13 protein-coding genes and 1 tRNA gene are annotated in these 14,157 nt (G+C 69.7%); 12 read left to right on the plus strand and 2 right to left on the minus strand.

Annotated features, from left to right (window positions below; genetic code table 11):
* The first annotated feature begins 273 nt into the window (after window positions 1–273).
* The 12 genes from FQ377_RS09825 (at window position 274) to FQ377_RS09880 (ending at window position 11,868) form a co-directional block, all read left to right on the plus strand.
* A complete protein-coding gene (locus FQ377_RS09825) occupies window positions 274–3,534 on the plus strand; it encodes an Rne/Rng family ribonuclease (RefSeq protein ID WP_148601084.1) in 3,261 nt (1,086 codons plus the stop codon).
* A gap of 280 nt (window positions 3,535–3,814) precedes the next feature.
* On the plus strand, window positions 3,815–4,123 hold the full coding sequence (gene rplU, locus FQ377_RS09830; RefSeq protein WP_148601207.1) for a 50S ribosomal protein L21: 309 nt from the start codon (window positions 3,815–3,817) through the stop codon (window positions 4,121–4,123).
* Window positions 4,124–4,179: 56 nt separating this feature from the next.
* Window positions 4,180–4,440: a 50S ribosomal protein L27 gene (rpmA, locus tag FQ377_RS09835; protein ID WP_148601085.1), complete on the plus strand. Its 261-nt coding sequence runs from the start codon at window positions 4,180–4,182 to the stop codon at window positions 4,438–4,440.
* Window positions 4,441–4,556: 116 nt separating this feature from the next.
* Window positions 4,557–6,140 carry a GTPase ObgE gene (gene obgE / locus FQ377_RS09840; protein WP_148601086.1) on the plus strand — a complete coding sequence of 528 codons (1,584 nt, stop codon included), beginning with the start codon at window positions 4,557–4,559 and terminating at the stop codon, window positions 6,138–6,140.
* Window positions 6,141–6,149: 9 nt separating this feature from the next.
* A complete protein-coding gene (gene proB, locus FQ377_RS09845) occupies window positions 6,150–7,343 on the plus strand; it encodes a glutamate 5-kinase (protein WP_148601087.1) in 1,194 nt (397 codons plus the stop codon).
* Between the two features lie 9 nt (window positions 7,344–7,352).
* Complete coding sequence (locus FQ377_RS09850) at window positions 7,353–8,693, plus strand: glutamate-5-semialdehyde dehydrogenase (RefSeq protein WP_148601088.1); 1,341 nt, start codon at window positions 7,353–7,355, stop codon at window positions 8,691–8,693.
* A gap of 101 nt (window positions 8,694–8,794) precedes the next feature.
* The gene (locus FQ377_RS09855; RefSeq protein ID WP_148601089.1) at window positions 8,795–9,031 is read left to right on the plus strand and encodes a hypothetical protein; all 237 of its coding nucleotides are present in this window, start codon (window positions 8,795–8,797) and stop codon (window positions 9,029–9,031) included.
* A gap of 92 nt (window positions 9,032–9,123) precedes the next feature.
* Window positions 9,124–9,786 (plus strand): nicotinate-nucleotide adenylyltransferase, encoded by a 663-nt coding sequence (nadD, locus tag FQ377_RS09860; RefSeq protein ID WP_148601090.1) that lies wholly within the window; start codon window positions 9,124–9,126, stop codon window positions 9,784–9,786.
* A gap of 7 nt (window positions 9,787–9,793) precedes the next feature.
* The gene (locus FQ377_RS09865) at window positions 9,794–10,573 is read left to right on the plus strand and encodes a hypothetical protein (RefSeq protein ID WP_148601091.1); all 780 of its coding nucleotides are present in this window, start codon (window positions 9,794–9,796) and stop codon (window positions 10,571–10,573) included.
* Window positions 10,574–10,600: 27 nt separating this feature from the next.
* Window positions 10,601–11,011: a ribosome silencing factor gene (gene rsfS / locus FQ377_RS09870; protein ID WP_148601092.1), complete on the plus strand. Its 411-nt coding sequence runs from the start codon at window positions 10,601–10,603 to the stop codon at window positions 11,009–11,011.
* Window positions 11,008–11,688, plus strand: a complete 681-nt coding sequence (locus FQ377_RS09875; RefSeq protein WP_148601093.1) for a histidine phosphatase family protein — start codon at window positions 11,008–11,010, stop codon at window positions 11,686–11,688. The genes rsfS and FQ377_RS09875 overlap by 4 nt, the downstream gene beginning before the upstream one ends.
* 107 nt (window positions 11,689–11,795) lie before the next feature.
* Window positions 11,796–11,868: transfer RNA gene (locus FQ377_RS09880), tRNA-Ala, on the plus strand.
* A 28-nt stretch (window positions 11,869–11,896) separates the two neighbouring features.
* Here FQ377_RS09880 and FQ377_RS09885 read toward each other — a convergent pair.
* Complete coding sequence (locus FQ377_RS09885) at window positions 11,897–12,739, minus strand: SDR family NAD(P)-dependent oxidoreductase (RefSeq protein ID WP_148601094.1); 843 nt, start codon at window positions 12,737–12,739, stop codon at window positions 11,897–11,899.
* A complete protein-coding gene (locus FQ377_RS09890; RefSeq protein ID WP_262364386.1) occupies window positions 12,736–14,136 on the minus strand; it encodes a flavin-containing monooxygenase in 1,401 nt (466 codons plus the stop codon). Before FQ377_RS09890 ends, FQ377_RS09885 begins: the two co-directional genes overlap by 4 nt.
* Between the last annotated feature and the right edge of the window lie 21 nt (window positions 14,137–14,157).

Genomic DNA, 14,157 nt, shown 5'->3' on the forward strand with positions numbered 1-14,157 from the left:
TTCCGCGAGCGATGCTTCAGCCCTACCGCGTCCGTCCCAGCGGCGGACATCGGCAGAATCCGCTCACGGAACCCACCGTCGACAAGGACGGCTGAGGTGGAAAAGCGCCACTGGTCCCTCGAGTGATTCCGCACCCCGTAGACGGTGCGACCCCGGAGGACACGACAACGACTTCCGGTCAGCCGCCGGGCGAACGGCCCGCGGCGGTCCGACATACCGCCCTCGAGGGTGCTGGGATGTGGCCGGTGCCGCAGGGGCTTGGAGCGAGAATCCATGGATCAGTCAGCACAGCAGGACCCAGCACAGCAGGACAACGGGACCGGGCAGGACACCCCCGCAGCACCGGAGGCAACCACGCCTCCGGCGAGGGCGCCGCGGAAGCGCCGCACCGCGAGCGCACCGGCAGGAGCGCCGCCCGCCGCCGAGCCCGCAGGAGATCCTGCCGACGGGTCGCCGGCCCCGACACGTCGGCGGGCCGCCCGTGCACCGAAGACCGACCAGGCCGATACCGATCAGACCGACACCAGCCAGGCCGCCAGCAGCCAGGCATCCACCAGCCAGATCCCCTCCGGCACGGCGGACGCTGCTCCCGAGGCCGGCTCCGCTCCCGAAGCGCCGGCGCGCGCTCCCCGTGGGCGCCGGAGGGCAGCGACCGCCGCGGCAGGACCCGCACGGACCCCCGACGAGACGGCGACCGGCCAGGCGGCGCCCGCGGACGCGCCGTCGCTCTCCGAGGCGTCTCCGGCCGCCGGTACGACGGTGGACGGTACGACGGCGGACGGTGCTGCTGACGGCGGCGCCGCTGAGGACGCTGCACCCACCAAACCCACCCGGGCACGCCGGACCTCGGGACGGGGTCGCAGGGCCACCACCCCGACCGACAGTGGAGCAGCCACGACGGATGCGCAGGGCGATGACCTGCAGCCCGAAACAGCGCAGCCCGCTACCGGCACACCGGTGGTCGCCGACGTGGACACTCCCGAGGAGGACGGAGCGGACGCCGCCACGGGCACGGAGGCGACGTCGCCTCAACCCGATCCCTTCAGCCCGCCCGAATCACCGCTCTCCCTGCTGTTCCACGCCCCGGACCTGAGCGTGACCACCGTGCCCTCGGTCGAGGTGGCACCGCCCCGCGAGGACGAGCCCGCGGACGACGATTCCGATGACCAGGCGCCGCGCGCCCGGCGGAGCCGGCGCGGCCGCAGCCGGGGTCGCAGCGACAGTGCGACGAGCGATGCGGCGAACGACACCCAGGACAGCGACAACCAGGACGGCGACACCGAGGACGGCGACGAGGCGTCCGCGGACCGCTCGGGCCCCGGGACCAGCTCGCGACGGCGTCGTCGTCGTCGGCGTGGCGATCAGGACCTCGAACTCACGGGCGGCGAGGACGACGATCCACCCAACACCGTCACGCGGGTCCGGGCACCCCGGGCGGCGAACGAGCCCGTCTCGGACAAGGTGACCAGCGTGCGCGGCTCCACCCGGCTCGAGGCCAAGAAGCAGCGTCGGCGGGAGTCCCGGGACACGGGACGTCGTCGCCAGGTCATCACCGAGGCCGAGTTCCTCGCCCGCCGCGAGTCGGTCGATCGGCAGATGATCGTCCGCCAGAGCGACGACAGGATCCAGATCGGCGTGCTCGAGGACGGGATGCTGGCGGAGCACTTCGTGTCGAGGACCCAGCAGGACTCGCTGATCGGCAACGTGTACGTGGGCAAGGTCCAGAATGTCCTCCCGAGCATGGAGGCAGCCTTCATCGACATCGGTCGCGGCCGCAACGCCGTGCTCTACGCCGGTGAGGTCAACTGGGATGCGGCCGGCCTCGACGGGCAGCCGCGTCGCATCGAGCTCGCACTGAAGTCCGGCGACCCCGTCCTCGTGCAGGTCACGAAGGACCCGGTGGGCCACAAGGGTGCCCGCCTCACCAGCCAGATCTCCCTGCCCGGCCGCTACCTCGTGTACGTCCCGGGTGGATCCATGACCGGCATCTCCCGCAAGCTGCCCGACGTCGAACGCAATCGCCTCAAGCGCATCCTCAAGGACCGCCTGCCCGAGAACGCCGGCGTGATCGTGCGCACCGCGGCCGAGGGGGCGAGCGAGGAGGAGCTCACCCACGACATCAACCGCCTCCGCGCCCAGTGGGAGGAGATCGAGCGCAAGGCCGGCTCGACGAAGACCCTCGCCCCGGAGCTGCTGTACGGCGAGCCCGACCTGACCATCAAGGTGGTCCGCGACGTCTTCAACGAGGACTTCTCCAAGCTCGTGGTCTCCGGCGAGGAGGCCTGGGACACCATCGAGGCGTACGTGATGTACGTGGCGCCGGATCTGGTGGGCAGGCTCGAGAAGTGGACGAGCGAGGAGGACATCTTCTCGGCGTCGCGCATCGACGAGCAGATCTCGAAGGCCCTGGAGCGCAAGGTCTTCCTGCCCTCCGGTGGTTCGCTGGTGATCGATCGCACCGAGGCCATGACGGTTGTCGACGTGAACACGGGCAAGTTCACCGGCAGTGGCGGCAATCTCGAGGAGACCGTCACCAAGAACAACCTGGAGGCGGCCGAGGAGGTGGTCCGCCAGCTGCGGCTCCGCGACATCGGCGGGATCATCGTCATCGACTTCATCGACATGGTGCTGGAGGCCAATCGCGATCTCGTGCTGCGGCGCCTCGTCGAGTGCCTCGGCAGGGACCGTACTAAGCACCAGGTCGCCGAGGTCACCTCGCTGGGTCTGGTCCAGATGACGCGCAAGCGCATGGGGACCGGGCTGCTCGAGGTGTTCGGCGAAGAATGCCAGCACTGCGAGGGCCGCGGCGTCATCACGCATGCGGAACCCGTGGAGCACCGGCACACCCCTGCTCCCGACACCCAGCAGCAGGGTCGTCAGGGTATGTCCCGCAGCGAACGGAAGCGGAACAGGACCAAGGGACCGCAGCAGGAGGAGGGCTCCGCCCAGCAGCCCGCACCGCCCGCCCCAGAGAACCCCGAGCGTGCCGCGAAGGCCGAGGCTGCGCGGGCGGCCCTCGCCAGCATCGCCGCGGCCACGCACCATGCGCCCGGCGAGTCGGCGGGGGACACTGCCGGACCCGCCGAGATCGAGGTGACGGAGGCCGTGCTGACCATCAACGGCGAGACGCTCACTCTGCCCAGGGCGGAGCGGCAGCACCCGGAGGAGCCGGGGGAGTCCCGGGCGGCGTCCACCGGCCTGACCCTCGACAGCCTGAGCGAGGCGTTCGAGCCGGCAGCACAGGCTCCCGTATCACTTCAGGCAGCCGGGCAGGACAGCTCCGGCGAGGCAGGGTACCGAACGGGGGCCGAGGTGCCGTCCGCCACCGGCGGCCGGCGTCCGCGGGGCCGCCGGGTCGCCCGCAGTGCGCAGGGCGCGGCCGATACGGCCATCGACACCGCCAGTGCGGAGGGCGCCGAGGGTGCTGCCGGATCACGGCACGTGGCCGCGGCGTCGCCGGCCGTGCGGGAACCGGAGGAGGGTGGCTCGGAGCCGCTGATCTTCGGTGTCGGGGTTCCCGCCTCGAAGCTCTAGCCGGCCGGGACGGCAGGGCCGGCGGCAGCCCGTTGATTTGCGGGAAGCTGCGGTCCTGCCGTAATCTTGACCCTCGGTGCATCAGCGCGTTCAGCGGTGTGTCGGGGTACGTGTCGGGGTAACGGGACCAGCAGCGTCCAGGAGTTCCTCCTGACAGCGGCGGCCGGTCCGCCCAGGCGCCGACCACCCACAGGACGGCCGGGATCCTCCGGGATCGCCGTCAGGATCCACCAGAGATTTTTCATCAGAAGTCAGATCGTCGAGAGAAGTGAGTGTCCCAGTGGTGTACGCGATTGTCCGCGCAGGCGGCCGCCAAGAAAAGGTTTCTGTAGGAGACCTCGTTACCCTTGACCGCGTCACCGGTCAGGCAGGGAGCACCTTCAAGCTTCCCGCCCTCCTGCTGGTCGACGGTGCCAAGATCACCTCCGCAGCGGAGGAGCTCGAGAAGATCTCCGTCACGGCCGAGATCGTCGAGAATCTCCGCGGGCCGAAGATCGTCATCCAGAAGTTCAAGAACAAGACCGGGTACAAGAAGCGCCAGGGTCACCGTTCGGAACTGACCCGCGTCAAGATCACAGGCATCGCGTAGTCCTTCCCGGACTCCGCCCGTTCACGTACTTTCCTCAGCGAAGGCAGGCATAACCCATGGCACATAAGAAGGGCGCAAGCTCTACCCGGAATGGCCGCGACTCGAACGCCCAGTACCTCGGCGTGAAGCGCTTCGGCGGCCAGGTCGTCAAGGCCGGCGAGATCATCGTCCGCCAGCGCGGAACCCACTTCCACCCCGGTACCGCAGTGGGTCGTGGCGGGGATGACACCCTGTTCGCCCTCGAGGCCGGAGCGGTCGAGTTCGGGACCCGCCGCGGCCGCAAGGTCGTCAACATCGTCGGCGCCGCAGCGGAGTAGTCACGCCGCGCTGGACTGACCAGCTCTTCGGGTGGGGTGGGCCGCAACGGCCCGCCCCACCTTCTTTTAAGCCGGATCACTCCGGCACAGTGAAGTATTCGTAGAAGGAGATCGCCATGGCGAGCTTCGTTGACCGCGTAGTCCTGCACGTATCGGGAGGCACCGGAGGCCACGGGTGCGTCTCCGTCCACCGCGAGAAGTTCAAACCCCTGGGCGGGCCCGACGGCGGCAACGGCGGCGACGGCGGCGGCGTGATCCTGCGTGTCGATCACCAGAACACCACACTGCTCGACTACCACCACGCGCCCCACCGCCACGCCACCAACGGCGGCAACGGCATGGGTGACTGGCGGGGTGGCAAGAGCGGCGAGACGCTGATCCTGCCCGTACCGGACGGCACGGTCGTGAAGACCAAGGCCGGTGAGGTGCTCGCCGATCTCGTGGGCGAGGGAACGGAGTTCATCGCAGCTGCGGGCGGCCAGGGCGGGCTGGGCAACGCGGCCCTGTCCTCGCAGAAGCGCAAGGCACCGGGTTTCGCGCTGCTCGGGATCCCGGGCGACGAGCGCGACATCGTGCTGGAGCTCAAGTCCATCGCCGACGTCGCCCTGGTGGGTTTCCCTTCCGCCGGGAAGTCGAGCCTCATCGCGGCCATGTCGGCCGCGCGTCCGAAGATCGCGGACTACCCCTTCACCACGCTGGTCCCGAACCTGGGCGTGGTGGAGGCGGGATCCACGCGCTTCACCATCGCCGACGTCCCGGGTCTCATCGAGGGAGCCAGTGAGGGGAAGGGTCTGGGTCACCACTTCCTGCGTCACGTGGAGCGGTGCGCCGCCATCGTGCACGTGCTGGACTGTGCCGCGCTCGAGACGTACCGTGACCCGCTGGGCGATCTCGCGGTCATCGAGGGCGAGCTCGAGAAGTACGCGGTGGACATGAGCTTCGCCGGCCCCGACGGCGACGTCGTCCCACTCAACGAACGGCCCCGACTGGTGGCACTGAACAAGGTGGACGTGCCGGACGGCCGGGACATGGCCGGCTTCGTCCGTCCCGAGCTCGAGGCGCGCGGCTACCGTGTGTTCGAGGTCTCGGCGTCGAGCCACGAGGGACTGCGCCAGCTCGGTTTCGCCATGGCGGAGATCGTCGAGAACGAGCGCAGGGCTCTCGCCACGGCGCCGCCGAAGATCGTACCGGAGATCCTGCGCCCCCGCGGCGTCAATGCAGCCTCCTTCCGCATCCGCCACGAGGAGAAGGACGCGTTGCCGCTGTACCGGGTCCTGGGGGAGAAGCCCGAGCGCTGGGTCCTGCAGACCGACTTCACGAACGACGAGGCGGTGGGCTACCTGGCGGACCGGCTCGCCAAGCTCGGTGTGGAGGAGCAGCTGTTCAAGGCAGGTGCCAAGCCCGGTGACACCGTGGTGATCGGCGAGGGTGACGGCGTGGTCTTCGACTGGGAGCCCACCATGATGGGAGGCGCCGAACTCCTGGCCGGACCACGGGGCAGCGATCTGCGCCTCGCCGAGTACATCCGACCCACGCGGGAGCAGAAGCGCGAGGAGTACCAGGAGCGCAAGGACGCCAAGGCCGCGGCCCGGGCCGAGCTCGAGGCCGATCGCAAGGCCGGGATCTGGACGGAATCCGTGCAGAACCGCAAGACGACCACTCCTGCGCAGCAGGAACCGGACGCAGGGTCCCGGGGCTAGGAGCTGATCGTGGCGTCCCAGGGATCCGTGCGGCCGCCGGCGAGCCGCGCGGGGTTGGCCACCGCGCGGCGCATCGTGGTCAAGGTGGGATCGTCGTCCCTGACCTCCGTGTCGGGGGGGATCTCGGATGCGGCCCTCGTGGGACTGGCCGACGTCCTCGCCGAGCGCCGCGCGTCGGGTACCGAGGTGATCCTCGTGTCCTCCGGCGCCATCGCGGCCGGTCTCGCACCCCTGGGCCTGCTGCGCCGACCGGCACAGCTGTCCAGCCAGCAGGCCGCGGCGAGTGTGGGGCAGGGCCTGCTCATGGCCCAGTACTCCCGGGCCTTCGCGGTGCACGGCATCACGGTGAGCCAGATCCTGCTGACCGCCGACGACCTCATCCGGCGCTCCCACTACGCCAATGCGCATCGTGCGATGGAGCGCCTCCTGAACTTCGGCGTCGTCCCGATCGTCAACGAGAACGACACCGTGGCCAGCCACGAGATCCGGTTCGGCGACAACGATCGGCTCGCAGCGCTCGTGGCACACCTCGTCAAGGCCGAGGCACTGGTCCTCCTGTCCGACGTCGACGCGCTGTACGACGGGCCCCCGAGCGCCGGTGCCAGCCGCATTCCGCAGGTGGACTCCGTGGCCGAGCTCGACGGCGTCCCGATCGGACGGGTGGGAGCAGCCGGTGTGGGCACCGGCGGCATGGTCACGAAGGTCGAGGCGGCCCTCATCGCGGCGTCCTCGGGAATCCCTGCCCTGGTCACCTCGGCCGCCAACGCCGCGGTGGCGCTGCGGGGTGACGACGTCGGGACGTGGTTCAGCGCGACCGGGAAGCGGCAGCCCATCCGCCTGCTGTGGCTCGCGCACCTCGCGCGGGTGCTGGGTACCCTCGTGCTCGACGACGGCGCGGTGCGGGCCGTGGGGGAGCGGCGGCGGTCGCTGCTGCCCGCCGGGGTCCTCGACAGCTCCGGTGTCTTCGAGGCGGGCGACCCCGTCGAGCTCGTCGGCCGGGACGGGACGGTGATCGCCCGCGGCCTCGTGAACTACAGCTCGGTGGAACTGCCGCGCATGCTGGGCAGGTCCACCCACGACCTGGCAGCTGACCTGGGTTCCGGGTACGAGCGGTCGATCGTACATGTGAACGATCTCGTGGTCCTCCCACCCACCCGGAGCACCGACGACACTGCGGCGCCCGGGGACCCGGGGCCTCGCTAGAATGCAGGGATGACCGACCAGCAGCAAGCACTCATCGAGCCCGCGGGGACCGTCGCCAGCCCGGACGGGCAGCCGGAGGAACGCTCCAGCGAGGAGGTCGTCCGCGCCGTGCACACCATTGCCGATCGGGCGCGGGTGGCCGCGCGCTCCCTCGGCGGGGTGAATCGTGGCCGCAAGGACCGGTTGCTGCTGGCGATCGCGGCGTCCCTCGTGGAACGCCGTGATCTCGTTCTCGCCGCGAACCGGACCGACGTCGAGCGTGGCCGTGCCGCGGGTACGTCCGCCGGCCTGCTGGATCGCCTGAGACTGGACGCGGAGCGGATCGGGACACTCGCCGATGCCCTGGCACAGCTGGCCACACTGCCCGACCCAGTCGGAACCGCCGTCCGCACCGAGACCCTCCCGAACGGGCTGCGAATGCGCCAGCTCCGCGTTCCACTCGGTGTCATCGCGGCGATCTACGAGGCCCGCCCCAATGTGACGGTCGACATCGCCGGGCTGGCCCTGAAGAGTGGCAACGCCGTGGTGCTGCGTGGGGGGAGTGCGGCCGCCGCGACGAACGCAGCCCTCGTCGGGATCATCCGCGACACCCTGACCGATCACGGACTGCCGGACGACGCCGTCCTGAGCATCGACGAGTACGGACGGGAGGGCGCCCGCGTCCTCATGCAGGCGCGCGGCCGGATCGACGTGCTCATCCCGCGGGGCGGGCGGGATCTCATCCAGTCCGTGGTGAACACCGCCCGCGTCCCCGTGATCGAGACGGGCGAGGGGAATGTGCACATCTTCCTCGACGAGAGCGCCGACGAGGACATGGCGATCGACATCCTGCTCAATGCCAAGACCCAGCGACCCAGTGTGTGCAACACGGTGGAGACACTGCTCCTCCACAGCGGTGCCACGGCTGCACAGGGCGTCCTCGCCGCGCTGGTCAGGGCCGGGGTCACCCTGCACGTCGACGAGCGGTCCCGCGCACTGCTGCCCGAGGGGACCGACTCGGTGCCCGCCACGGACGAGGACTGGCGCAGGGAGTACATGCAGCTGGATCTCGCGGTGCGGACCGTGGACGGGGTGCAGGAGGCGCTCGAGCACATCCGGCAGTGGAGCACCGGCCACAGCGAAGCCATCATCACCAATGACCTGACAGCATCGGAGGAGTTCGTGGCCGGTGTCGACTCGGCCGCCGTCCTCGTGAACGCCTCCACCCGCTTCATCGACGGCGGAGAGCTGGGTCTCGGAGCAGAAGTGGGGATCTCCACGCAGAAGATGCACGCCAGGGGGCCCATGGGGCTGCCGGAGCTCACCACGACCAAGTGGATCGTTCAGGGAGCGGGCCAGATCCGCCGCTGAGGGCCGCAGCCGTCGGCAGTGTGCCCAGCGCGTACCATGGAGGTTCACCACTCATCGGGCAGCACCAGACCGCCGGCCCCTGAATCCGCAGAGGACCTACGATGCTCTACTCCCTCGGCAGCGCCATGCTGGCGACTGAAGGCATGGAACACCACACCGAGCTGCCGATGCCGGCTCTGGCCTACGGCCTGATCATCATGGGCCTGCTGCTCCTGCTGATGCTCGTCACCGTGTCCTTCGCCAACGTGCGCAACAGGCACGAGGCCGTCGAAGAGCACGTCGACCCCCACAAGCAGCACACCAACAAGCACGACCACGGCGAAGCGAACAGGCCCTAGCGGTCCTGATGTCAGCAGAGCGCAGCGGACTGGAGGCCACGACAGGTCCGCGTCAGCATCGACGGGACGGCTCGCCGTGGCGGCTGGGTGTGATGGGAGGGACCTTCGACCCCATCCATCACGGTCACCTCGTGGCCGCGAGCGAGGTCGCCTCGGTGTTCGATCTGGACGAAGTGGTCTTCGTACCCACCGGGCAGCCCTGGCAGAAGGTGGACAGGGATGTCTCCGAGGCGGAGCACCGCTATCTCATGACGGTCATCGCCACGGCGTCGAATCCCAGTTTCACCGTCAGCCGCGTCGACATCGAACGGCCGGGGCCCACCTTCACCATCGACACCCTCCGCGATCTGAAGGAGCAGCGACCGGGCGCACAGCTGTTCTTCATCACCGGCGCGGACGCCATGGCGCAGATCCTCACCTGGAAGGACGCCGAGGAACTCTGGTCGCTCGCGCAGTTCATCGGTGTGACCCGCCCGGGACACGAGCTCGACGGGCGTGGACGCGATGTGCGCCTCCTCGAGGTCCCGGCCATGGCCATCTCCAGCACGGACTGCAGGCGCCGCGTGGGCGAGGGCAAACCGGTCTGGTACCTCGTGCCCGACGGCGTGGTCCAGTACATCTCCAAGTACCGGCTGTACCGGCGCCCGGGGCGGATCGACGACGGACTGTCCTCGGGCCTCATGGGCGACGAGGTCTTTCCCACGAGCGGACAGCCCGGAGTACGCTCCGGTTCCGCACGACAGCCCACCGGGTGAATCCGGTATGACCGAAAGCACCGATGTGGACACAGCCCAGCCCGTCACACGACGCCAGTTGAGGCTCCAGCTGGTCGACGGCAAGGCCGTCGTGCCCGACGACGCCGTCGGGTCACTGCGGGAGCCCCTGCCCGGTGGGCGCCGGGACCGTCGTCGGCAGGGCCGGCGCGCGGATGGAGCTCCGGCCATCGAGCCGGTCGAGCCGGACCCCGCGGTGCTGGCGCAGCAGCGTGCTCTCACAGCACGGGCCGCGGAGCTCGCCGCCCGTGCCCAGCGTGTGCGAGACTCGGCTCGACCGCCCGCGGCCGAATCGTCGCCGACCGCTCCCGGATCCGAGGACCTCACGGCAGCGCACAACCTCGCAGTGCTGGCCACGCCCGGCTTCTTCCTCCGGACAGAGGGGTCGGAGGCGCCGTCAGGGTCCGCGCCGTCGCTTGTCGCGGATACGCCTGCTGCGGACACACCCGTTGCGGACACGCCCGTTCCTGCGGCCCAGCTACGATCGCCGGAGCCGGAGCCGGAGCCGGAGCCGGAGCCGGCCGCGCCGCCGTCGACCCGAACCGGGTCGACGGCGAGTGCCCACCGGGAGCGGGCGGCGCCAGGCGTCAACGGGGACACCGACCCGATCGAGGCCCGCAGTGCCTTCGGGCTGGATCCACTCGACGCCATGACCGCAGGCCTCGGGAGAATGCGGCGCCTGCGCTACGCCCAGTACTCGTTGCTGGGGGTGGGCGCGGCCGCGCTGTGTACCGGGATAATAATGATCGTCAGCTCCCTCAATGGGTGAAACCGCTGACCACACTCAAGGAGATCAGTGAGCGCTACCGAACAGTCCATCGGCATTGCCCGTACCGCGGCACACGCCGCCGTGGAGAAGCTCGCGCAGGACATCGTGGCCATCGATGTCAGTGACCGGCTCGCCATCACGGACATCTTCCTCATCGCGTCCGCTCCGACCGAGCGCCAGGTCAACGCGATCGTGGACGGCATCGAGGAGGAGCTGTCCCAGCAGGGACTGAAGCCGGTCCGGCGGGAGGGCCGCAGCGAGGGTCGCTGGGTGTTGCTCGACTTCATCGAGGTGATCGTGCACGTGCAGCACGAGGAGGACCGCGTGTTCTACGCCTTGGACCGCCTCTGGAAGGACTGCCCCGCCGTCGACCTCCAGCTCGAGGGTGCCGTGCACGGTGCGGCGCAGGATGCCGGTTCCGGCGACACGACCGAGTGACGCGGAACGTCCACGCCCATCCCGAGGCCCGGCGGATCATCTTCTGGCGCCACGGCCGCACGGAGTGGAACCATGCGGGACGGTTCCAGGGCCAGGAGGACATCGCGCTCGACCCGACGGGGCGTGAGCAGGCCCTCCGTGCCGCCGAGGTGCTGCTCACACGGGAGCCTGCACTGATCGTCTCCTCCGATCTGCGGCGCGCCGCCGACACGGCGGATGCCCTGGCCGAGCGGACCGGTCTCACGGTGTCGCTGGACGAGCGCCTGCGGGAGACCGACGCCGGTCGGTGGCAGGGCTTGACCTTCGCCGAGATCGGTCAGCGGTTCCCCGAGGACAATGCGGCCTGGCGCGGTGGCGACCCGCACGTGCGTGCCGGCGGGCGCGAGAACCGCCTCGAGGTCGGTCAGCGCATGCTCGCGGCCGTGACGGACGCTCTCGCGCGCATCCGGCCCGCCGAGACCCTGGTGATCGTCAGCCATGGAGGGTCCATCAGGGCGGCACTCGCTGCGCTGATGGGTCTGCCACCGCAGCGCTGGGGTGCCCTGGCCGGTATCTCGAACTGCCACTGGTCCGAGGTCCACGAGGTGGTGGAGCAGGCGGAGGCGCGTTTCTCGTGGCAACTGACGGAACACAACGTGGGTCTCGGTTCCCTCCCCGCGGAGCCTCTGGAGGGCTGAGCGCAGACCACGGCTGATTTGGTGAAGACCGGAGAATTTACTACACTGGCACAGTTGCCTGAACGGGTGTGAGCCCATCGAAGCAGCAGCACGACGCAGCACAGTACGGGGCTATGGCGCAGCTGGTAGCGCACCTGCATGGCATGCAGGGGGTCAGGGGTTCGAATCCCCTTAGCTCCACCCGATAGACGTCGAAGCCCGTTTCATCTCATGATGAGGCGGGCTTCTTCCGTGCGTATGCTGCCTGCTGCCGACGTGCGAGGCGGACCACGAACGGTGCAAGACGCGCTGCGAGCCCGGGAGCCAGATCGAAGAGGCGGACCTGGACGCCGCGCCATGCCGGCGCCGTCGTGACCGGGCGGGGCTTCGCCACCACGCGAAGAACCAGATCGGCGATCTCCCCGGGCTGGAACAGCGTGCCGGAGAAGGACATCGCTGCACCGGGGTCGCGCACCCTGTCGAACAGCATGGGCGTCCACATGCCATCGGGGCAGACGGCGCTGATATGGATGGCACGCTCGCCCTCCACGCGGAGATCGCAGAGCGCCGAGGTACTGAAGCCCAGGACAGCGTGCTTGGACGCGGCGTAGACACCTTCGCCCGGTACGGAGACGAGTCCCGCGAGGGAGGCGACGTTGACGACGTGACCGCGATGGGCCGGACGCATCATCTCCAGCGCGGCGATGGTGCCGTGCATCGTTCCCAGGGCATTGACCTCCATCATCAGCCTGCGCTGCTGGTCGGTGTGGGACCAGACCGGGCCCGTGGACAGCACACCGGCGTTGTTCACCCACAGACCGAGCGCACCGCTCTCCGCGACCGCTGCCTCGGCCGCCACGCGGCACGCGTCGGGATCACGGACGTCCAGCCCGGATGAGCTGGCCGAACCTCCTGCGTCCCGGATCTCCGCGGCGACGGCGGCGGCGAGAGCCTCGTCCAGATCGGTCACATGGACCTTCCACCCGAGCCCTCCGAGTCGGAGGGCTATCTCCCGTCCCAGGCCGCCTCCCGCGCCGGTGACGACGCCCCCGCCATCGTGCGGACTGCTCATGCCGCTGCCACCCGCGCCGCCGCGACCCTGGTGCGTGTGGCACCGCGCCGGCGTTCGCGGGCGAGGTCCCACAGATAGTGGTCGAAGTCGACCTCCATCGTGTGCCGGGGCGAAGCGTAGAACCGACGTCGGACCCGCTCGTGGTCGGCCATCATCTGGCGGTGGATCTCGCTCGCAGCCGGCGGGACGTACCGGCCGGTGAGGTGCTCGGCGACCCAGCGGGACTGCGCCTCGGCCAGCGGCATGACTGCGCCGACGGGCTGGAGCAGCCCGATGAAGAACAGACCCGGAAGACCGGGGTGGACCGTGCGCTTCCACAGCGGCAGGTTGTTCTTCTCGACGCTGAGCAGATCGGCGTCGAAGAACGGGAAGCTCACGTTGTACCCCGTGGCCCACACGATCAGATCGGCGTGGCTCCGAGTGCCGTCCGTGAACACCACCTCGCTGCCATCGAGGCGTTCGATGCCGGGACGGGGAATGACGGCGCCGGAGCGCAGGGCCTGCCGGATCTCCTCGGACTGCACCGGGTGCGATTCTCCGGGTGCATGATCCGGCTGGGGCAGACCCAGCCGTGCAGCGTTGCCGGAGGTGAGTGCCCCGAAGCGCAGGCGAGCCCTCGTGGCCCACCACGGCATCCACCCGGGCAGGGCGAGCCTGTCCGAGGCCAGCCCGAGGGTGAACTTGCGCAGGATCCACTGGCCCCGCCGCTGGGACAGCACGGTGTTGCGTGCCCCCCTGCCCGCCTCGGATGCGATATCGAGGGCCGAGTTGCCCGAGCCCACGACGACGACGTCCCGGTCACGCAGCTGTTCGCCCGAGCGGTAGTCGTGGGAGTGCATCTGCTCTCCGTCGAAATGGCCCGGATAGACAGGATCCGGCCAGCGGGGATCCCAGTGATGGCCGTTGGCAACGAGGACGGCGTCGTAGTGACGGGTGAGTTCGCCGTCGGCACCGTGCGTCACGACCCCCCACCCCGAACCGGCTCGTGAGACGTCGACCACCGTCGTGTTGAAGGTGATGCGCTCGCGGAAGGCGAAGTGGTCCACATAGGCGTCGAAGTACGCCGCCACCTGATCGTGCCGGGCGTAGGGCGGATAGTCGGCGGGCATGGGGAAATCGGAGAACGCCATGCGCGGGCACGAGGTGTTGATCTGCAGCGTCTCGTAGCAGGCGGAGACACCGTTGGGATTGTCGTAGACCCAGTTGCCACCCGGCACGCTGCCCTGCTCGAAGCAGTCGAACGGGACACCGGCGGCGTGCAGGGCCTTGGCTGCGGCGAGACCCGATGACCCGGCACCGATGATGCAGGCACGCGGAAAGGCAGGGTTCGGCGGGACCGGGGCGGCGGCGGGGGCAACATCGCGTTGCCGGACGGCGTAGGGCATGTGCTTCATCATGGCAGCTCGTACCAGAGGCAA

Origin of the sequence: Arthrobacter echini (genome assembly GCF_008107445.1) — a bacterium.
Taxonomy (GTDB): Bacteria; Actinomycetota; Actinomycetes; order Actinomycetales; family Micrococcaceae; genus Arthrobacter_D; species Arthrobacter_D echini_A.